At 55.1% G+C, this 20,218-nt stretch carries 16 protein-coding genes; 11 read left to right on the forward strand and 5 right to left on the reverse strand.

The features are described 5' to 3' along the window. Nucleotides 1-257 precede the first annotated feature (257 nt). From A3EQ_RS0103035 to A3EQ_RS20520, 3 genes are read right to left on the reverse strand one after another with little or no spacing between them, the layout of a single operon-like run. Nucleotides 258-2,138 carry an ABC transporter ATP-binding protein gene (locus A3EQ_RS0103035; protein ID WP_020153712.1) on the reverse strand — a complete coding sequence of 627 codons (1,881 nt, stop codon included), beginning with the start codon at nt 2,136-2,138 and terminating at the stop codon, nt 258-260. Beyond that, nucleotides 2,135-3,859 (reverse strand): ABC transporter ATP-binding protein, encoded by a 1,725-nt coding sequence (locus A3EQ_RS0103040; RefSeq protein WP_020153713.1) that lies wholly within the window; start codon nt 3,857-3,859, stop codon nt 2,135-2,137. Before A3EQ_RS0103040 ends, A3EQ_RS0103035 begins: the two co-directional genes overlap by 4 nt. Then, nucleotides 3,856-4,299: a MarR family winged helix-turn-helix transcriptional regulator gene (locus tag A3EQ_RS20520; protein WP_020153714.1), complete on the reverse strand. Its 444-nt coding sequence runs from the start codon at nt 4,297-4,299 to the stop codon at nt 3,856-3,858. Before A3EQ_RS20520 ends, A3EQ_RS0103040 begins: the two co-directional genes overlap by 4 nt. 184 nt (nt 4,300-4,483) lie before the next feature. On the opposite strand from A3EQ_RS20520, the gene A3EQ_RS0103050 reads away from it, so the two are divergent. Then, complete coding sequence (locus tag A3EQ_RS0103050; protein WP_020153715.1) at nt 4,484-5,569, forward strand: M42 family metallopeptidase; 1,086 nt, start codon at nt 4,484-4,486, stop codon at nt 5,567-5,569. Between the two features lie 414 nt (nt 5,570-5,983). Here the strand turns inward: A3EQ_RS0103050 and sspI are convergent, their stop codons facing one another. Beyond that, nucleotides 5,984-6,205: a small acid-soluble spore protein SspI gene (gene sspI, locus A3EQ_RS0103060; protein WP_026499701.1), complete on the reverse strand. Its 222-nt coding sequence runs from the start codon at nt 6,203-6,205 to the stop codon at nt 5,984-5,986. A 106-nt stretch (nt 6,206-6,311) separates the two neighbouring features. Here sspI and A3EQ_RS0103065 point away from each other — a divergent pair, with 106 nt between their 5' ends. From A3EQ_RS0103065 to A3EQ_RS0103115, 7 genes are all read left to right on the forward strand, one after another. After that, complete coding sequence (locus tag A3EQ_RS0103065) at nt 6,312-7,070, forward strand: TrmH family RNA methyltransferase (protein WP_026499702.1); 759 nt, start codon at nt 6,312-6,314, stop codon at nt 7,068-7,070. 602 nt (nt 7,071-7,672) lie between these two features. Beyond that, a complete protein-coding gene (pheS, locus tag A3EQ_RS0103080; RefSeq protein WP_020153720.1) occupies nt 7,673-8,710 on the forward strand; it encodes a phenylalanine--tRNA ligase subunit alpha in 1,038 nt (345 codons plus the stop codon). A gap of 133 nt (nt 8,711-8,843) precedes the next feature. After that, a complete protein-coding gene (gene pheT, locus A3EQ_RS0103090; protein WP_020153722.1) occupies nt 8,844-11,252 on the forward strand; it encodes a phenylalanine--tRNA ligase subunit beta in 2,409 nt (802 codons plus the stop codon). 629 nt (nt 11,253-11,881) lie between these two features. Further along, on the forward strand, nt 11,882-12,199 hold the full coding sequence (gene zapA, locus A3EQ_RS0103095) for a cell division protein ZapA (RefSeq protein ID WP_407637023.1): 318 nt from the start codon (nt 11,882-11,884) through the stop codon (nt 12,197-12,199). A gap of 5 nt (nt 12,200-12,204) precedes the next feature. Then, nucleotides 12,205-12,747, forward strand: coding sequence for a CvpA family protein (locus tag A3EQ_RS0103100; RefSeq protein WP_020153724.1), 543 nt, complete (start codon nt 12,205-12,207; stop codon nt 12,745-12,747). 167 nt (nt 12,748-12,914) lie between these two features. Continuing rightward, the gene (locus A3EQ_RS0103110; protein ID WP_020153726.1) at nt 12,915-15,269 is read left to right on the forward strand and encodes an endonuclease MutS2; all 2,355 of its coding nucleotides are present in this window, start codon (nt 12,915-12,917) and stop codon (nt 15,267-15,269) included. A 52-nt stretch (nt 15,270-15,321) separates the two neighbouring features. After that, the gene (locus A3EQ_RS0103115; protein WP_026499704.1) at nt 15,322-15,732 is read left to right on the forward strand and encodes a DUF350 domain-containing protein; all 411 of its coding nucleotides are present in this window, start codon (nt 15,322-15,324) and stop codon (nt 15,730-15,732) included. Between the two features lie 495 nt (nt 15,733-16,227). Here A3EQ_RS0103115 and A3EQ_RS0103135 read toward each other — a convergent pair whose 3' ends face one another. Then, nucleotides 16,228-16,428, reverse strand: coding sequence for a hypothetical protein (locus tag A3EQ_RS0103135; RefSeq protein WP_020153730.1), 201 nt, complete (start codon nt 16,426-16,428; stop codon nt 16,228-16,230). A gap of 556 nt (nt 16,429-16,984) precedes the next feature. Between A3EQ_RS0103135 and A3EQ_RS0103150 the strand changes: the two genes are divergently transcribed. The 3 genes from A3EQ_RS0103150 (at nt 16,985) to A3EQ_RS0103165 (ending at nt 20,207) form a co-directional block, all read left to right on the forward strand. After that, nucleotides 16,985-18,685 (forward strand): long-chain-fatty-acid--CoA ligase, encoded by a 1,701-nt coding sequence (locus A3EQ_RS0103150; RefSeq protein ID WP_020153733.1) that lies wholly within the window; start codon nt 16,985-16,987, stop codon nt 18,683-18,685. A gap of 118 nt (nt 18,686-18,803) precedes the next feature. Next, nucleotides 18,804-19,406, forward strand: coding sequence for a TetR/AcrR family transcriptional regulator (locus A3EQ_RS0103160; protein WP_020153735.1), 603 nt, complete (start codon nt 18,804-18,806; stop codon nt 19,404-19,406). A gap of 27 nt (nt 19,407-19,433) precedes the next feature. Further along, the gene (locus A3EQ_RS0103165; protein ID WP_020153736.1) at nt 19,434-20,207 is read left to right on the forward strand and encodes an enoyl-CoA hydratase; all 774 of its coding nucleotides are present in this window, start codon (nt 19,434-19,436) and stop codon (nt 20,205-20,207) included. Nucleotides 20,208-20,218 lie beyond the last annotated feature (11 nt).

Genomic DNA, 20,218 nt, shown 5'->3' on the forward strand with positions numbered 1-20,218 from the left:
GGGGAAACCCGTTCCCTCATCCATCGCGTGCCGCACAAGCCGCGGGAAAAACGGAAGGACACCGGAAAACTGTTTCGGTGTCCTTTTTTACGGATTTTTAAAGCGGAAGATTCCCGGGCGTACCGGAAGCTTCGGTTTTCCTTCGCCCGCTTCTTTGCGGCGCGGAACCGGAAAGGCTTTTCAAGCTGTTCATGCCGTCCCTTTCATGATCTTTTCAACGGACGAAGGCACAGGCGGACAGGCCGCAAAGGTCTTTTTCAACCCGTTTCTTCCATTTCTTTTTCTCTGCCGGCAAACTGGCTGAAATAAAGATCGGCGTAAAATCCCTTCCGCGCCAGCAGCTCCTCGTGGGTTCCCTTTTCGATGACCCGGCCGTGGTTCATGACGAGGATCATGTCGGCGTTTCGGATGGTCGACAGACGGTGGGCGATGACAAAACTGGTCCTCCCTTTCATGAGCTCCCTCATCGCGTTTTGGATATGGATTTCCGTCCTCGTGTCCACGTTGCTTGTCGCTTCGTCCAAAATCAGGATGGGCCGGTTGGCCAATATGGCCCGGGCGATGGTCAACAGCTGTTTCTGTCCTTGGGAGATATTCGAGGCCTCCTCGTTCAAAACGGTATCGTAGCCGTCGGGCAAGGTCCGGATAAAGTGGTCCGCCCGAGCCGTTTTGGCCGCCTGGATGATCTCGAAATCGGAGGCGCCTTCCCGGCCGTAGGCGATATTTTCTTTGATCGTTCCGTGAAACAGCCATGTGTCTTGCAAAACGATGCCGAACAGTTGACGGAGATCGCTCCGCCTCAAATCCCGGATGTCGACCCCGTCGATGGTGATCCTTCCCCCGTCGATTTCGTAGAAGCGCAGGAGCAGGTTCATCAATGTGGTTTTGCCGGCGCCGGTTGGTCCGACGATCGCCACCGTCTGTCCGGGCTTGACGTCGATATTCAAATCCTCGATCAACGGTTCATCGCCCTTGTAGCGGAAAGAGACGTGCTCGAAACGGACATGTCCTTTCGGTTCGGGCAGGGTGACCGCTTGTTTCTGGTCGGGGACGTCTTCATTTTCGTCCAATACTTCAAAAATCCGTTCCGCCGAGGCGACGGTTGACTGGATGATATTCACGATATTGGCGGCCTGGGCGATCGGCTGGGAAAATTGCCGGGCGTATTGCATAAAAGCCTGCACGTCCCCGACGGTGATCGCCCTTTTCGTCACGAAGACGCCGCCGACGACGCAGATGAGGACATAGGCCAAGTTGTTGATAAAGTTCATCAGCGGCATGATCACACCCGAGATGAATTGGGCCTTCCAGCCGGCATGATACAGATTTTCATTGATCTGCTTAAACCGTTCGATGGCCGCTTTTTCCCTGCCGTAGGCCTGCACCACCTGGTGGCCGGTAAACACCTCTTCCACATGGCCGTTCAACTCGCCGATGGCGGCCTGCTGCCCTTTGAAATATTTTTGCGATTTCGAGGCGATGAACACCGTCGTCAGGAAGCTGAGCGGAAGGGTCAGCATGATGAACAGGGTCATCAGCGGGCTGATGGTCAGCATCATGACGAATACGCCGACGATCGTCACCAGCGAGGTGATGATTTGCGTCAAACTTTGCTGCAGGGTGTTGCTCACGTTGTCCACGTCGTTGACGATCCTGCTTAAAATCTCCCCGTTGGTGCGGGTATCGTAATATTTTAGCGGCACCCGCGACAATTTTTCGTCCAGCTCTTTCCGGAGCTGGTAAACGGTCTGTTGGGCGACGCCCGCCATCAGATATTGCTGGACATATTGGAATGCGGAGCTGAACAGGTACAGTCCCGCCAAGATCAGCAGGATTTGCCCGATGTAGGCAAAATCGATGGCGGCCCCGGGTATTCCTTGCCATTTGGCCATCAACCCTTCAAAAATTTTCGTGGTCGCCTTGCCCAAAATTTTCGGGCTGGCGATGGCAAAAACGGTGCTGAGGACCGCCGCTCCCAAAACGGCGGCGAGCCGCCACCGGTAAGGCTGCAAATAGCGGAGAAGCCGTTTCAGCGTCCCGCGGAAATTTTTCGGTTTTTCCACCGGCATGCCCAGGCCCATCGGGCCGCCCCGGGCATGGGGATGGTTGGTTCGGAACGGCCTTTTCTCGTTCTTCATGCGATTTCCTCCTCCGAAAGCTGCGACGCCACGATTTCCCGGTAGACTGGACAAGTTTTGAGGAGTTCCTGGTGTTTCCCGATTCCGGCGATTTTGCCCTCATTTAAGACGATGATCCGGTCGGCATCCATGACCGTTGCCACCCTTTGGGCGATGAGGATCACCGCGGCGTCCGCCGTTTCCTTCCGCAAGGCCTGCCGCAGCTTGGCGTCGGTTTTGAAGTCCAGGGCGGAAAAACTGTCGTCGAAAATGTATATATCCGGTTTCCGGACCAATGCCCGGGCAATGGCCAGCCTTTGTTTTTGGCCGCCGGAAAGGTTCGTTCCCCCCTGGGCGATGACCGTCTCGTATTTTTCCTTCATTTCTTCAATAAAATCCGCGGCCTGTGCCGCTTCCGCCGCGTGCCGGATTTCCTCGAAGCTGGCGTCTTCCTTCCCGAAGCGGATGTTTTCCGCCACGGTGCCGCTGAACAGAACGGTTTTTTGCGGAACGTAGCCGATCTTTTTCCGCAGTTCCTCCAAGGGCCAATCGCGGACATCGATGCCGTCCACCAGCACCCTTCCTTCCGTCGCGTCATAAAAGCGGGGGATCAGCTGGACCAGGGTGGATTTACCCGCCCCCGTTCCCCCGATGATGGCCGTCACTTCGCCGGGCCCCGCCTTAAAGGAAATGTTGGAAAGGGCGGGAGCCTCCGCACCGGGATAGGAGAAGGAGACGTTTTGAAATTCCACCCAGCCCTTTGCGTTTGCGGCCCGGCTTCCTTTCCCTCCCTCGATCGCCGGTTCGGTGTCCAGTATTTCATTGATCCGTTCAGCGGACACCTGCGCCCGCGGGATCATGATGAACAAAATGGAAACCATCAGGAGGGAAAACATGATTTGCATCGCATATTGAATGAAGGCCATCAAATCCCCGACTTCCATCCGGTTGTTGTCGATCCGCATGGCGCCGAACCAGACGATGGCGATCGTCGAGAGATTGACGATGAGCATCATGGCCGGTGCGATTAAGGACATGATTTTGATCGCGGCGGTGGTCGTCTCCGTCAAATCCCGGTTGGCGGCGTCGAACCTTTTCTCCTCGTATCCGGTCCGATTGAAGGCGCGGATCACGCGGACGCCCGTCAAATATTCCCGCAACACCCGGTTCAGGGCGTCCAGTTTCTTTTGGATCGCCTTAAACAGCCCGATCGCCTTCCGGGCGATGAAAAAGATCGTCAGGGCGAGCACCGGGAGAATTACGAGGAAAATCAAGGTTAAACGGGCATCCCGCCCCATGGCCATGATAATGCCGCCGACAGCCATAATGGGAGCGGTGATCATGATCCGCAAGGCAAACATGAGCACGTTTTGCACCTGCAGAATATCGTTGGTCGTTCTCGTAATTAAGGACGCCGTCCCCAGCCGGTCGAATTCTTCCTGGGAAAAATTTTCCACGTGGATGAATACTTCGTTCCGCAGATTCCGGCCGAAGCCGACGGCGGTCCGGGCGGAGAAAAAGCTGCTTAAAATGGCGCATATGAGCCCTCCGGCCGCGACCAAAAGCATGATTCCCCCGATTTTCCATATATAAGGGACGTCCCCTTTTACGACCCCGTGGTCAATGATGTCAGACATGAGCGTGGGCAGATATAAATCCGCCATCGACTGGAGAAAGACGAGGACGATGACGGCAATGACCTGCGCCTTAAAGGGTTCCAAGTACTTGATCAGCTGTTTCACTGCCCTTTCCCCTCCGTGTCAAATGGGTCGCCGTTTGCGATTTTTTCCAATAACTCGGTGAGCGTCCGGATCTCCTCTTCGGAAAGCCGGTTCAGATAGCTTTTCAGAATCCCGCGCCTCCTTTGCCGGAAATCGTGGATAATCTCCCTTCCGAGCGGCGTCAATTCCACGCGGACGGAACGGCGGTCGTCGGGATCGGTGATCCGTTTTACATAATTCAGCTTTTCCAGCCGGTCGATCAGGACGGTGATCGCGCTCGGCTGGACGTTCATTTCTTCCGCCAGCCGAGCCAGCTTGGGGCTTCCTTCCCGGGAGATCAATAACAAGAGGATAAACTGGGTTCTGGTGACCGGATAACTAGTCATGGTCTGCATGTCCTGGTCCAATTTTTTTCTTAAATGGTGAAAGGCGACGAGCAAACGCTGGATGAGCGTATCCAATGTATTCCTCCTTCAAGAACCGTAAATTTAATGTGTTTAAATATTAAATGGTTTAAATATTTTTGTCAAGAAAAAACCTTCGCCCCTTATGCCCCGCAAAATAAAACTTCATAGCTTATCCGATTTTATTTGAGGTATAATAAAGTTATTAAAATTTATAAAATAAAAAACGGGAGGGATTTTTTTGACAGTATTGGATGAACAGCTGCAAATGCTGAAGGAACTTACCGACGCCAAAGGGATTCCCGGCAATGAAAAGGAAGTCCGGGAAGTGATGAAAAAATACATAACGCCCTATGCCGACGAAGTGACCACCGACGGCCTGGGAAGCCTGATCGCCAGGAAAACGGGGGATCCGAACGGGCCGTCGGTCATGCTTGCCGGCCATTTGGATGAGATCGGGTTCATGGTAACCAGCATCGATGACAAAGGTTTCGTCCGGTTCCAAACGGTGGGCGGCTGGGTCAGTTCGGTCATGCTTGCCCAACGGGTGACGATCGTCACCGACAAGGGGAATGTGACCGGCGTCATCGGTTCCAAGCCCCCGCACATCCTGTCTCCGGAAGAGCGGAAGAAGCCGGTGGAAATCAAGGATATGTTTATCGATATCGGGGCCTCATCCAAAGAAGAGGCGCTGTCCTGGGGCGTGCGTCCCGGTGCGATGATCGTCCCCTATTTTGAATTTACCGTCATGAAAAACGAAAAATTTCTCCTTGCCAAAGCGTGGGATAACCGGATCGGCTGCGCCGTCGTCATCGAGGTGCTGAAAAATTTAAAAGGCACCGCCCATCCGAACACCGTTTTCGGGGTCGGCGCCGTTCAAGAAGAAGTCGGCTTGCGCGGGGCGAAGACCGCCGCTTTCAAGATTGAGCCGGATATCGGTTTTGCCCTCGACGTCGGCATCGGCGGCGATGTTCCGGGCGTTACGGAAAAAGAGGCGATGGGGAAATTGGGGAAAGGCCCGCAGATCGTTTTGTATGATGCCTCCATGGTTTCCCATAAAGGCTTGCGGGACTTTGTCGTCGGCGTAGCGGAAGAGTTGAACATTCCCTATCAATTCGAAAGCATCCCCGGCGGCGGCACGGACGCGGGGTCCATCCATGTGACGAAAAGGGGCGTTCCTTCATTGGCCGTCACGATCCCGACGAGGTACATCCATTCCCATGCCGGCATCCTTCACCGGGACGATTTCGAAAATACGGTAAAACTGATGACGGAAGTCGTGAAACGGCTCGACCGGGAGACGGTGAACAAAATCACCTATGACTGAAACGATGCCGTCCGCTGAAGCGGGAATCCCGGCATATCCGGAAAAACGAATGGGCGCCCGATGATGCCAAAAACGGCGATCACCGGGCGAATGCGGACATTGTGGAAAAAACCCTTTTCGGGAGGATGGCCGAAAGGTTTTCCCTCCCGGGAGGGTTTTTTTCTTCCCGGCCGGGTTACCCGTTCCGACGGGGGACCATGAAGGCGCCTGCGGATTCCTCCGCCCGCCTTTTGCGGACGGCTTTCCTTTCCGCCTGCGGGGCGGAAACCTGCAGGGGACCTTTTCCCGCGTCGTTTTTTCCGCACAAAAAATCGCTCCGGCTTTCCGCCGGAGCGATTGGAAAAAAGGGGGATCGGGATTGGTTTCCCGGTCTTCTCATTTTTCCCGAAATCTTCGCCCGTTAAACATACGCGTTCAATGGCGTTCAGGTTTTTTCAGGCCTTCTTCCAGCGTTTCCAGCATCATCTGCTGTTCATTGGCGTCCGCGTTTTTCCAAATCACTTCAAAAAGCACGCCCAGTCCGGGCAGCATCTTTTCTTCGCCTCCCTGGATGGCGTCCATGATCGTCGCCTTTAATTCTTCCCGGGTATTATCGGAAACGTTTTGAATGATCGCCTTCCGCAAATCGAAATCCATATTCAAGTTGATCATCCTCCAATTTTATTGTCATGGATATTTTGCTACACTTTTCTATGGATTATGTGCATCCGTCCGGGAACGGATGCCGGGGCAGGTGAAAAAAATGAAAAGGATACAATCGGCCAAAAATGAAAAGGTGAAACGTTGGAAAAAACTGTTGACGAAAAAGGAGCGGGACAAAGCCGGCCTTTTCCTCGTCGAGGGGGAACATCTTGTCGAGGAAGCGGGGAAAGCGGGACTTATCAGGGAATTGATCGTGACGGAACGGTTCCTGGGGCAGCTTCCCGCGGCGCGATACGGGGCGGATGAGCTGTATCTCGTTTCCGAAGAGGTCGGCAAGGCGATAGCGGATACGGAAACGCCCCAAGGGATTTTTGCTGTTTGCGGAAAACCGGAGGCCCGGGATCCGGAAGGGAAGCGGTTTTTATTGATTGACGCCGTCCAGGATCCGGGAAATCTGGGCACCCTGATCCGGACGGCGGATGCGGCGGGCTTGGACGGGGTCGTCGTCGGGGAGGGGAGCGCGGACATTTACAATCCGAAGGTCGTCCGCGCCACCCAGGGAAGCTTGTTCCATCTCCCCGTTTTGCCGGGTTCCTTGGAAGGCTGGGTGGAAACATTCCGCTCACGGGGGATTCCCGTTTACGGAACCGCATTAACGGGCGTCTCCATGTACGAAATCGGGCCGGCGCCCGCCTTTGCCCTGCTGGTCGGCAATGAGGCGCGGGGCGTGGATCCGAGGCTTCTGGAAAAGACCGACGCCAACCTGCACATCCCGATCTACGGGATGAGCGAGTCGTTGAACGTCTCCGTCGCCGCCGGGATTCTCCTCTATCATTTGCGGGGAAGAAATTCCGGATAAAAACCGCCATTTTTCCGGAATGGGAGCCGGCCTCTTTTTTTCGGCACAGCGAAGGAAAACGGCTCCGGTTTCCCCTTCGGCCATCCGGAAAGGAACGGGAAGATGCGGCCCGCCGATCCGCGGCGGGCGGGCAAAATATGGGCGCGGCCGCGGCAAAGGATTCCCGTTGAATTTGCGGGAAAAGCCCTTTATAATAATTGATAACCGTTCCGAATTTTTCGTTGAATGATAATCGGAAGTACCTCGGAACCGGTATATCAAGAATTTTTCGTTGAATGATAAACCTCTACGGACCTGAACAACGGCATATCGGAAGCGATGATCGGGGCAGAGTAGTCGGGGGACCTCCGCTTACAGGGAGAAAATGCCGCGACTGAGAGCATTTTCAGCCGGAGCCCGAACGAAGTTTCACCCCGGGAGCTCGCATCGGGACCACTCCGGGAATCCGGGGTGTAAAGATGTTGCGGAGGCGATCCGTTATCCAAAGGAGCGGGCATGGCGTTCCGTCATGCCAATAAGGGTGGTACCGCGAAACGATCCTCGTCCCTTAGCCGGGAGGAGGTTTTTTTGTTTTCCCCATTTCAAACCAAGGAGGTCAAAGGATGAAGGAGCGTTTAACCGAACTTCAAGCCGAAGCGCTGGAAAAAGTGAAAGCGGCAAAGGATTTACGGGCGCTGAACGACGTCCGCGTCGCCTTTCTGGGGAAAAAGGGCCGGATTACGGAAGTGCTGCGGAACATGGGAAAACTCCCCAAGGAAGAGCGGCCGGTGGTCGGCGCCTATGCCAATGAGGTGCGCGAAACCATCCAGCGGGCCATCGAAGAAAAGATGAATCAGCTGGAAAAAGAGCAGATGGAAAGGGAATTGGCCGAGGAGACGGTGGACGTCACGCTGCCGGGGAGACCGGTCCGCCAGGCCGGCCGCCATCCGCTCATCCAGATCATCGAAGAAATCGAGGACCTGTTTATCGGCATGGGCTACCGCATCGCCGAAGGCCCGGAGGTGGAAACGGACTACTATAATTTTGAAGCCCTCAACCTGCCGAAGGGCCATCCGGCGAGGGATATGCAGGATTCCTTTTACATCAGCGAAGAGATCCTGCTTCGCACCCACACGTCGCCGGTGCAGGCGAGGACGATGGAAAGCCATCAGGGAAGGGGTCCGGTGAAGATCATCTGCCCCGGGAAGGTCTACCGGCGCGACAACGACGACGCGACCCACTCCCACCAGTTTATGCAGGTCGAAGGGCTGGTCGTCGATGAAAACATCCGCATGAGCGACTTGAAGGGAACCCTCGAGGTCTTCGCCAAAAAAATCTTCGGCGATGACCGGGAAATCCGGCTGCGCCCGAGCTTTTTCCCCTTTACGGAGCCGTCGGTGGAAATGGATATTTCCTGCAAAATTTGCCGCGGCCAAGGCTGCTCGGTGTGCAAAGGCACGGGCTGGATCGAAATCTTGGGGGCGGGCATGGTCCACCCGAACGTGCTGAAAATGGGCGGCTTCGACCCGGACATTTACAGCGGCTTTGCTTTCGGGATCGGGGTCGAACGGATCGCCATGCTGAAATACGGAATCGATGACATCCGCCATTTTTACACGAACGACGTCCGGTTTTTGCAGCAGTTTTACCGGCAGGAATGACGGTGCCGGGAAGTTTTTCCCCTTTCGGGTTCCTGCGGCCTTTGCCGGAAGGGTGCGGAAGGCAAAGCGGCTTTTTCCCTTTGCGGATCTCTTGCGCCGTTATGCGGCATGATGGATAAAGGAGGTTGGAAATATGCTGGTTTCTTTCAAATGGCTGGAAGATTACGTCAGCCTTCCGGTGACCCCGGAGGAGCTTGCGGAAAAAATTACGAGAAGCGGGATCGAAGTGGACGGGATTCACCTCAAGGGCCAGGATTTCGATCATCTGGTCGCCGGACGGGTGTTAAAATGTGAAAGGCATCCGAATGCGGACAAACTGACCGTCTGCCTCGTCGATATCGGCGAAGGAGAACCGGTGCAAATCGTTTGCGGCGCAAAAAACGTCGCCCCGGGACAGGGGGTGATCGTCGCCAAGCCGGGGGCGAAATTGCCCAATCAGGTAAAAATCAAAAAAGCCAAATTCCGCGGCGTGGAATCGAACGGCATGATCTGCTCCTTGCAGGAGCTCGGATTCGAAGGCAAGGTCGTGCCGAAAGAATACGCTGAAGGCATTTTCGTTTTGCCCGAAGATGTGCCCCCGGGGACGGAGATCGCTTCCCTCCTGCATTTGGACGATCCGGTTTTGGAGCTGGAACTGACGGCGAACCGGGGCGACTGTTTGAGCATGATCGGCGTCGCCTATGAGACGGCGGCCATCCTCGGCGGAGAAGTCCGCTTGCCGGAAGCGGAATATGAACCTATCCGGGAAAAGGCGGAAGACCATATTCGCGTGAAGGTGGATTCGCCGGAAGATTGCCCGCTGTATACGGCCAAAATCATCCGGAACGTGAAGATCGGCCCCTCGCCTTTATGGATGCAGGCGCGGCTGATGGCGGCGGGAATCCGCCCCCACAACAACGTCGTCGATATCACCAACTACGTGATGCTGGAATACGGGCAGCCGCTCCACGCCTTCGATTACGACCGTTTCGGATCGAAGGAGGTGGTCGTCCGGCGGGCGAAAGACGGGGAAAAACTCGTCACCCTGGACGGCGTGACCCGGACATTGAATGAAAACCATCTCGTCATCACAAACGGCAAGGAACCGGTCGCCCTGGCGGGCGTCATGGGCGGCGCCGACAGCGAAGTGACCGCGGAAACGACGACCGTTCTCCTGGAATCCGCCTTGTTTGCCGGCCCCGTGGTCCGCAGGGCCTCGAAAGATTTGCAGTTGCGGAGCGAGTCCAGCAGCCGCTTCGAAAAGGGGGTCGACCCGGCGAGGGTGAAGGAGGCCGCGGAAAGGGCGGCGGCATTAATGGCCCGCTATGCGTCCGGGGAAGTGCTGGAAGGGACGGCGGAGGCCCGCGCTTTGCAGGCCGATCCCGTGAAAATCACCGTCGATTTGGAAAAGATGAACGCATTTTTGGGAACGGAATTGACGATGGCAGAGGTCGCCGGCATCTTGGAACGCCTCCGTTTCCCGTACGAACAAAAGGAACGGACATTGACCGTCACCGTCCCGACGCGCCGTCCGGACATCACGCGGGAAGTGGACGTGTACGAAGAAATCGCCCGGCTCTACGGCTACGATCTGCTGCCGGGCACCCTTCCCCGGGGACCGCAGACCCCCGGCGGATTGACCGACTATCAGAAAAAAAGAAGGATCGTCAAATATTTCCTGGAAGGCGCCGGATTGCAGGAGGCGATCACCTATACGCTGACAAGCCGGGAAAAATTCCGCCTGTTTTCCTTAACGGCGACGGAAGAAATCCCCTTGAGCCTCCCGATGAGCGAGGAACATTCCGTCTTGCGGCAAAGCCTGCTTCCCCATCTGCTTGATGCGGTCCGTTACAATCGGGCGAGGAAAAATGAAAACATCGCCCTGTACGAGATCGGTTCCGTCTTCCTGTCCCGGGGCACGGGCAAGCAGCCGGAGGAACGGGAACATTTGGCCTTCGTCCTGACCGGTTTATGGGTCGACCATCCCTGGCAGGGGGAAAGGGTGAAGGCGGACTTTTTCACGGCGAAAGGAATTTTGGAACAGCTGTTTGCGAAATTGGGGCTGAAAAACCGCATCCGCTTCGTCAAAGGAGAAGCGGAAGGCTTCCATCCCGGCCAAACGGCGGAAATTCTGTTCGACGGGGAAGCGATCGGCGTGATCGGAAAAATCCACCCCGCGATGGAGAAAAACTGGGACATCAAAGATGTGTTCGCCGCCGAAATCATCTTGGCGAAGCTGTTGCGCGCGGAAAACGAACCCCTTGTCTATTCCCAGGTGCCGAGATTTCCCTCCGTCTCCCGGGATATCGCCCTCGTGTGCGGAAAGGATCTTTCCGCCGGCGAGCTGAAGGAAACGATCGTGGCGGCGGGAGGAAAGCTTTTGACGGATGCGAAGGTGTTTGACGTATATGAAGGGGAAAAGATGGATGCGGATAAAAAATCCGTCGCCTTCTCCCTGACCTTCTCGGATCCGGAACGCACGCTGACCGACGAAGAAATCGACAGGGCGCTGGAAAGGATTTTGCGGGCGCTCGAGGAAAAAGGGGCCTATTTGCGGAAATAGGGCGGCATTTTGCGCCGGCCCCATTTCGGTCGGTCCGGAAAAGGGCGGCCGGCTTTCAGGAAATGGGCTTGCCCGGGTCCGCGAAAGAAGGAAACGGGTTTGCGGGAAAATTTTCATGGACGGGATATTCCGGGACATTTCCGGGATATCCAGATCTTTTTCGGTTCGGCGCAAGGGAAGGGGAACCGGCCGGCGCCGTTTCACGTTCGTCGTCCGCGGCAAGGCCTGATGCGGGCACTGTCCGGCGGGTACGGCCTTCCCCTCCCGAGGAGCGACGGGAAAACCGGACCTCCATCGTTTCCGCCGCCTTGGGGAAGGAGCGGCCAAATTTTCATGGTCAGATTGGTTTCGGGACCGGACCTTTCCGTTTTCGGGGGAGCCTTCCGGACCGCCGGGCGCAGGAGAGCGAAGGGGCGCTGCCGGATGGGTCCCTTCCGGAAAAATACGCAGGCCTCACCCGATCCTCTGCCGGCAAAAATATCCGCCTTTCCGGCGGATTCCGATTCGCGAAACTTCCCCGTCTCAAACCTACCCCGGGCCTTCCTCCCTCTTCCCTTTCCCGGAGCCGGTTCCCCGGGGCGTGCGCCCTTTGCGAAAACGCCTTTGATCTTCCAATTTCCAAGGGATTCATGTATGATATTGCTAGGATTCTCTCAAAATCGCAGCCATTTTTATTCGGTGAAACGGAGGCAGACCCATTGTCTGAAAGCCGAAAAAATAAAATCGCAGTGGAAATCTACGGCCGGCAATACGTGATTGTCGGCGATGAAAGCGAAAGCCATATCCGGAAAGTCGCCGCCATTGTCGATGAAAAAATGCGGGAGATGAAGAGCCGCAACCCGTCCCTGGATACGGCGAAGCTGGCCGTGTTGACGGCGGTAAACGCGGTCCACGAATATTTGAAGCTGCAGGAGGAAATGGAAAAATATAAATACAAAAAGGACTGACGGAGATGCTGAGTGCCATCATATGGATTCTCTTCATTATCGGTTTTTTGGTCGGATTGAAAAGGGGGCTGATCCTCCAGCTCATCCATCTGACGGGATTTCTGATCGCCTTCCTCGCCGCCGCCAAATACTACAAGGAATTTGCCGAAACGGTCAAATTATGGATCCCCTATCCGTCCATGGACGGCAATGAAGCGCTGCAGGTGATTTTGTCCGCATCGAATGCGGAGGCGGCCTATTATAACGCCATCGCTTTTTTTATCATCTTTTTTGCCGTGAAAATATTGCTCCAGATCGTCGGATCCATGCTTGATTTTCTGGCGCGCATCCCGGTGATCAGCCAGCTGAACCGGCTTGGCGGGGGAATCCTCGGATTTTTGGAGGTGTATTTGGTCACTTTCGTCCTCTTGTACGTGGCCTCCCTCGTTCCCGTCGAACAGCTGCAATCCGCCTTGGACCAATCGGGAGTGGCGAAGTTTATCATCGGACATACTCCGTTTTTGACCAAACAGGTTTCCGACTTTTTTCTCGGCGCCATTATCCGATGAAACTTCTCTGGCAAAGGGAAGTTTTTTGTCTGTTTTGGAAAAAATCTGCGGGGGAGCTCCGCTCGGGGAAGTACCGCCGCTTCGCCCGGAGGCCGGAAGAAAAATCCGGATTCGGGGAAAAATTTTAACCGGCACAGAAAAATTACGATCCAAAAGGGGGTTTCCCGGTGAACGAAAAAATTTTGCGCACGCTGGAATTCGACAAAATACGCGACGCATTGGCCAAGTACTGCTCCTCATCGCCGGGAAGGGAACTGGCTGAGCGATTGCAGCCGGAAACCGAATACGAAACGATCGTCCGCCTGCAAAACGAGACCGACGAAGCGGCTACGGTGCTCCGCATCAAGGGGTACGCCCCCCTTGAAGGGATCTATCCCGTCTCTTCATCCGTCCGCCGGGCGGCCATCGGGGGGATGCTGGATGCCGGGGAGCTGCTGGAAGTTGCTTCGACGATCCGGGCGGGGCGGGTGTTCAAGGCCTTCATGAAACCCCTTCTCGAAAAGGAATCCCTGCCCATCATGGGGGAATTGTGCGAACGGATGAATCCTCCCGCCGAGGTGGAAAAGAAGATTTTTTCCTGCATCGGCGAAGACGGGACGGTTTTGGACGAAGCGAGCGAAAAGCTTCGCGCCATCCGCAAACAGATCCGCCTGGTGGAAGAACGGATCCGGGAAAAACTGGAGGGGATGATCCGCTCCGGACCGGTGCAAAAGATGCTTTCCGACGCCATCGTTACGATCCGGAACGACCGCTTCGTACTTCCCGTCAAAGCGGAATACCGGTCCCATTTCGGCGGTTTTGTCCATGACCAGTCCGCTTCGGGGCAAACGTTATTCATCGAGCCGGAATCGGTCGTGGCGATGAACAATGAAGTGCGGGAGCTGAAGAAGAAAGAGGAAGCGGAAATCGAAAGGATCCTGCTTGAATTGTCCCAGGAAGCGGGAAGCCGCCGCGAGGAAATCGACGAGATCGTCCGGGTGATGCAGAGGGCCGATTTGATCTTCGCGAAGGCGAAATACGGCTCCGCGTACAAAGGATCGAAACCGGCCGTCAACCAAAAGGGGTACATCCGCCTGCTGAAGGCGCGCCATCCTTTGCTTCCGGCCGATCAGGCGGTGCCGAACGATATCGAGTTGGGGAAAGACTACACCGCCATTGTCATCACCGGCCCGAACACCGGCGGGAAAACGGTGACCCTGAAAACGGTCGGATTGCTTGTTTTAATGGCCCAGGCCGGCCTCATGATCCCCGCCCTGGACGGTTCGGAACTTTCCGTTTTCCGGGCGGTTCACGCCGACATCGGTGACGAGCAGTCCATCGAACAAAACTTGAGCACCTTTTCTTCCCATATGACGAACATCGTAAACATCCTGCGGGATGTGGACGAATCGAGCCTCGTTCTCTTCGACGAGCTCGGGGCGGGTACGGATCCCCAGGAAGGCGCCGCCCTGGCGATGGCCATCCTCGACGAAGTCCGCCGGAAAAGGGCGAGGGTCATCGCCACCACCCATTATCCGGAACTGAAGGCCTACAGCTATAACCGGGAGGGCGTCATCAACGCCCGGATGGAATTTGACCCGGAAACCTTGAGCCCTACCTACAAATTGTCCATCGGCGTCCCCGGCCGGAGCAACGCCTTTGAAATCTCCAAGCGGCTGGGCCTGTCCGAAAGTATCATCCGGCGGGCGAAATCGTATATCGGCGCCAATACCCGCCGGGTGGACAGCATGATCGCCTCCTTGGAAAAGAGCGAAAAGGAAGCCGAGGAGGCGAAAAAGGAAGCGGAAAATTATCTTCGGGACGCGGAAGAAATCTATAACGATCTGAAAAGCGCCTTTGAAGAATACGAAGCCAACAAGGAAGCCCTTATGAAAAAGGCGAGGGAGGAAGCCCGGGCCATCGTCGAAAAAGCGAAGCGGGAAGCGGAAGCAATCATAAGGGATTTGCGGGAGCTGCGGTTGAAAAAGGGCGCCGAAGTCAAAGAGCACGAACTCATCGAAGCGAAAAAAAGGCTGGAAGAAGCGGTCCCCGGCGGGGAGGAAAGACGTTCCGGGACCCCATCCCCCCCGAAAAATCAATCCTTTCATCCGGGGGATCCGGTCGAGGTTTTATCCCTCGGCCAAAAAGGTTATTTGGTGGAGAAGGCGGGCGGCCAGGAATGGCTCGTCCAGGTCGGCATTTTAAAGATGAACGTGGAAGAACGGGATTTGCGGCTGCTGGAAGAGAAGAAGGATCAGGAAGTCCGCCCCGTCGCCACCGTCAAAGGAAAGGAATACCATGTCCCGCTGGAGCTCGATTTGCGCGGCGAACGGTATGAAGATGCGCTGATCAAACTGGAAAAATATTTGGACGACGTCCTTTTGGCCGGCTATTCCCGGGTTTCGATCATCCACGGCAAAGGGACGGGGGCGCTGCGAGAAGGGGTGCAAAAGGTGCTGCGGCAGCATCCTTCGGTGAAATCTTTCCGTTACGGCACCCCGAATGAGGGCGGCATCGGCAAGACCATCGTGGAATTGAAGTAATCTGCCCGTCCGGACGGGAGCCGGCGGGATGAAAAAGGGACAGGTGAGCGGAATGAACGGTTTTTGGGAAAATGAACTGGTCGTCCATGCGGCGATTTACAGCGTGGCCATATTATGCACCATCGTCTTCCTCGCCGTCTTTGAGGCGGTGACCAAATACAACGACTGGGAAGAAATTCAAAAGGGAAACCTGTCCGTGGCTATGGCGACGGGCGGGAAAATTTTCGGGATCGCCAATATTTTCCGCCATTCGATCATGCATAACGATTCCCTCATCGTCATGGTCGGCTGGGGGACTTTCGGCTTCCTTCTCCTGTTGGGGGGCTATTTCCTCTTCGAATTTTTGACGCCGAAGTTCAACATTGACGAAGAGATCGAGAAGGATAACCGGGCCGTCGGCTTCCTGGCCATGGTCATCTCGATCGGCTTGTCTTATGTGATCGGCGCCGGCATCTCGTACTGAAGCCGGTTTCGCTGAATGGGAAGATCCGCGAATTCCGCGGCACCGGACGGCTCTTCCCTTTCGCCGCCGGCCGCCAAACCCGGAGGTGAAACCATTTCGAGGGGGCGTTTATTTTGGAGCGGTTGGGAAAAATTTTAATCTTCCTCTGTTTTCTCTTCTTCTTTGCGGGCGTAATCTATTTGCTGTTTTTTGCATGAATGGCGAGCGGATGGATGGGAAAGCGAACGGAAAGGAGCGGCACTCCGTTCGCCTTTTTTTGCATGGATGCCGGCCGGGGGACCCGGCCCTTTCAAGGACGATCCGTCGGAAACGGCATCTCCTTTTTGCGGCCGACGGTCCCTTCCGTCCGCTGCCACTTCAACGGAAAACTCCCGGCTGAAAACCGGGGGTTTGCTTTTTATCATGGCGAAGTTGCAAATTTAAACCGTACCGGCCGCATGCCGGTTAAACGATCGGCGGGACGGGTCGCGCAGTTTACCCGCCTTCGTCTTGCCTTCAGGAGGGGATGTTTTCCTTCGGTTTGCTTTCTTTATGGATGAGCAGGACATAGCCGTATAAGCCGGCCCAAAAGACCGCCTTCAGGATCCGGCGGATAATCCGGAGCAAATCGGGAATCCGGCCGCTGACATCGACGAAAATATCGACCAGTAAATAAAATCCGGTGATCATAATGATCAATCTCAATGCCGTTTTCATGGAGGGCTCCCTTCCTGTCATCGGGATGAAACGTGCCTGCATCCCCAGGAAGCGTTTTCTTTGGCGAACCGCAAAAGGCGCCCCTTCCTTGGGTTTCCCCGTTCCGGCATATGCCGTTTCATGGACGAAGGAAGAGGGAAATGACCGGCATTAGAATCATCTTTATAAATGATTTGCAAAATTATTAAAGGAAAATTTATCTGCAAAATCCGACAAGATCCGCCATCCTTCGGTCTACCGGCGAGAACCCTTGCCGGGATCTCCGAACGGATGGGGCTCTTGCCGCCTGCAGCGACGGCCTTTTCGATCGGGAAATCCAATCTTTCCGATTAAGACGGGCATGGTTTTCCGATTCCCCGGACCGGCATCGGCCGGCATCCTCCCCCGTGATCGGGCGGCCCGTCGAATAGAAACAGTGCCAGGCCCCTTCACTGAAAACCAATCCCTTCGGCGCCTTTTGAAAAAAACCGCTCTTGTAAACGCTATCATAATTGGATATATTATAATAAAAGAACAATTCGAATGTTCGAACTGTTTTTATAAGGGGAGGGAGAATATGGAAGAAAGACCTTGGCTGAAGTGGTATCCGAAGGAGATTCCGCATCATTTGCAGTACGAAGAGGTTTCCCTGCAGGAAACGCTGCGGCGGACGGCGAAAAAATTCCCGGATCGCCCGGCCGTTCATTTTATGGGAAAAGAGGTCCCGTACCGGAAACTGTTCGAGTCCTCGTTGAAACTCGCCAATTACTTGCGGAAGATCGGCCTGCAAAAAGGGGACCGGGTGGCGGTCATGCTGCCGAACACCCCGCAAACCTTCATCAGCTTTTACGGGATCTTGTTTGCCGGCGGCATCGTCGTGCAGGTAAACCCGCTGTTTACGGAAAGGGAGATCGCTTTCCAATTGAAGGATGCGGGGGCCAAGTTCATCATCGTCCTGGATATGCTGTTCAACCGGGTAAAAAACGTGGAAAAGGAGACGGATCTCCGGCACATCATCGTCACCGGAATCAAAGATTACCTGCCTTTTCCGAAAAACCTGCTCTATCCGATGGTGCAAAAGCGGCAGAAGACCGTGCCGCCGAAAGTGGAACATGAAGGCCGTCATCATCTTTTTGCCGAAATCATGAAGCGTGCCGAAGCGAAGGATATCCCCGATGAGGTCAATCCGAAGGAAGATGTCGCCATTTTGCAGTATACGGGAGGGACGACGGGGTTCCCGAAAGGGGTGATGCTGACCCATTTCAATTTGTACGCCAACGCCAAAATGTGCGACGCATGGATGTACAAATTTAAGGAAGGCGAAGGCGCCACCCTCGGCGTGCTCCCCCTGTTCCACGTATACGGCCTGACGACGGTCCTCGTTTTCCCGGTGATGAAGGGCGATATGGCCATTTTGCTGCCCCGGTTCGACGCCGGAGAAGTGCTGAAAACGATCGACAAATTGAAACCAAAAGTATTCCCCGGGGCGCCGACCATGTATATCGGTCTGCTGAACCATCCCGATTTGGAAAAATACGATTTGTCCTCCATCGAAATCTGCCTCAGCGGGTCCGCGCCGCTTCCGGTGGAAGTGCAGCAGCAGTTCGAGAAGCTCTCCGGGGGCAAGCTGGTGGAAGGATACGGCCTGACCGAATCCTCGCCCGTAACCCACGCCAATTTCTTGTGGGACAACGAACGGGTGAAGGGAAGCATCGGCGTGCCTTGGCCGGATACCGACGCAAAAATCGTATCCCTGTCGACGGGCGAAACATTGCCTCCCGGCGAGATCGGCGAATTGGCCGTCAAAGGTCCACAGGTCATGAAAGGGTATTGGAACCGTCCGGAGGAAACGGAGCAGGCGCTGAAGGACGGCTGGCTCATGACCGGCGATCTCGGTTATATGGATGAAAACGGGTATTTCTATATTGTCGACCGGAAAAAAGACATGATCATCGCCGGCGGGTACAATATTTATCCCCGGGAAGTGGAAGAGGTGCTGTACGAACATCCGGCCGTGAAAGAGGCGGTTGTCGCCGGCGTTCCCGATCCTTACCGCGGGGAGACGGTGAAAGCCTATATTGTCCTGAAAGAAGGCCAAAGGGTGACGGAGGAGGAACTGGACCGATTCGCGAGAAAGCAGCTCGCCGCCTACAAAGTCCCGAGGATCTACGAATTCCGGGACGAATTGCCGAAGACGGCCGTCGGCAAGATTTTGCGCCGCCAGCTGGTGGAAGAGGAAAAACGGAAACTTGCCGAAAAAGAGGAGAAAAAGGCGTAACGTCTTCTTGGAACCCGATATTCCGGAAGGGTTTGACAAGGGGGAAAATTTATTTTATCATGGGAATATGAATGATTATTCATTCATATTCTTTTTTTGTGATGAAAGGTGAGCAGCGTTGAAAGATCAGAGCCAAAAACCGAAATACAAACAGATCATTGATGCGGCGGTCATCACGATTGCGGAAAACGGATATCATCAGTCTCAGGTCTCGAAGATTGCCAAACAGGCGGGGGTCGCGGACGGGACGATCTATCTTTACTTCAAAAACAAAGAGGATCTCTTGATTTCCCTGTTTCAGGAGAAAATGGGGCAATTTGTCGAAAAGCTGAGGGAAGTGATCGACGGAAAGGCGAGCGCGACGGAAAAATTGTATTTGCTGATCGAAAACCATTTCCGCATCCTGTCCCGGGACCCGAAACTGGCCGTCGTCACCCAGCTGGAACTCAGGCAGACGAACCGGGAACTCCGGGCGAAGATCAACGGAATCCTGAAAAATTATCTGCGGCTGATGGACCAAATTTTGCAGGAAGGAATAGAAAAAGGGGAATTTTCTCAAGGGCTGGATATCCGCCTGGCCCGGCAGATGATTTTCGGAACGATCGACGAGACGGTGACCACATGGGTGATGAATGATCACAAATACGACCTCGTCGGCCTGGCTCCGAAAGTCCATCATATGCTGATCCACGGCTTGGGCGGCGGTGATGAAACCGTTTAATCATCAGACGAAGGGGTGTGGGAGAACATGGCTTTTTTAAACTACCGTACGGAAGGGAAGACGGGGGTGATCGCCATCTCCCGTCCTCCGGCCAATGCCTTGTCCACGGAAGTTCTGCAGGAATTGGCGGATCTTTTGACGGCGGCCGAGCGGGATCCCAACGTCCGCGTCCTCGTCATCCACGGGGAGGGCCGATTTTTTTCAGCCGGGGCCGATATTAAAGAATTTACATCGGTCCGGACCGGCTCCCAATTTTCCGAAATGTCGCGAAGGGGCCAGGAGCTGTTCGAACGGATGGAGCGGTTCCCGAAGCCGATCATCGCCGCCATCCACGGCGCCGCCCTGGGCGGCGGGCTCGAATTGGCGATGGCCTGCCATATCCGCGTCGTCAGCGAGACGGCCAAGCTCGGGCTTCCGGAACTGCAGCTCGGCATCATTCCCGGATTTGCCGGGACCCAGCGGCTGCCGAAATACGTCGGCGCGGAAAGGGCCCTCGTGATGATGCTGACCAGCGAGCCGATATCCGGAAAGGAAGCGGCGGAACGGGGATTGGCGGGATTTTGTTTTCCGGAAGAAAAGCTGCTTGAGGAAACGATGAAACTGGCAAAGAAAATCGAAAAGAAAAGCCCCCAATCCATTAAGGCGGTGATCGAACTCGCCAACTTCGCGAAAACCGGACAATTTTACGAAGGGATGAAGAAAGAGGCCGAATTATTCGGGCAAATCGCCGAAACCGGGGACGCCAAAGAAGGCATTCAAGCCTTTTTGGAAAAAAGGGAACCGAATTTTACCGGAGAATGAGGGAGGGGTAT

It is taken from the genome of Caldibacillus debilis DSM 16016 (assembly GCF_000383875.1).
Classification (GTDB): Bacteria; Bacillota; Bacilli; order Bacillales; family Caldibacillaceae; genus Caldibacillus; species Caldibacillus debilis.

Excerpts from the sequence above, each read along its gene's own strand:
- A3EQ_RS0103135 (WP_020153730.1), bottom strand. The coding sequence starts at position 16,428 with ATGAAAACGGCATTGAGATTGATCATTATGATCACCGGATTTTATTTA.
- A3EQ_RS0103150 (WP_020153733.1), top strand. The coding sequence starts at position 16,985 with ATGGAAGAAAGACCTTGGCTGAAGTGGTATCCGAAGGAGATTCCGCAT.
- zapA (WP_407637023.1), top strand. The coding sequence starts at position 11,882 with ATGTATGATATTGCTAGGATTCTCTCAAAATCGCAGCCATTTTTATTC.
- A3EQ_RS0103115 (WP_026499704.1), top strand. The coding sequence starts at position 15,322 with ATGAACGGTTTTTGGGAAAATGAACTGGTCGTCCATGCGGCGATTTAC.
- A3EQ_RS0103065 (WP_026499702.1), top strand. The coding sequence starts at position 6,312 with ATGAAAAGGATACAATCGGCCAAAAATGAAAAGGTGAAACGTTGGAAA.
- A3EQ_RS0103165 (WP_020153736.1), top strand. The coding sequence starts at position 19,434 with ATGGCTTTTTTAAACTACCGTACGGAAGGGAAGACGGGGGTGATCGCC.
- sspI (WP_026499701.1), bottom strand. The coding sequence starts at position 6,205 with ATGGATTTCGATTTGCGGAAGGCGATCATTCAAAACGTTTCCGATAAT.
- A3EQ_RS0103035 (WP_020153712.1), bottom strand. The coding sequence starts at position 2,138 with ATGAAGAACGAGAAAAGGCCGTTCCGAACCAACCATCCCCATGCCCGG.
- pheT (WP_020153722.1), top strand. The coding sequence starts at position 8,844 with ATGCTGGTTTCTTTCAAATGGCTGGAAGATTACGTCAGCCTTCCGGTG.
- A3EQ_RS0103100 (WP_020153724.1), top strand. The coding sequence starts at position 12,205 with ATGCTGAGTGCCATCATATGGATTCTCTTCATTATCGGTTTTTTGGTC.
- pheS (WP_020153720.1), top strand. The coding sequence starts at position 7,673 with ATGAAGGAGCGTTTAACCGAACTTCAAGCCGAAGCGCTGGAAAAAGTG.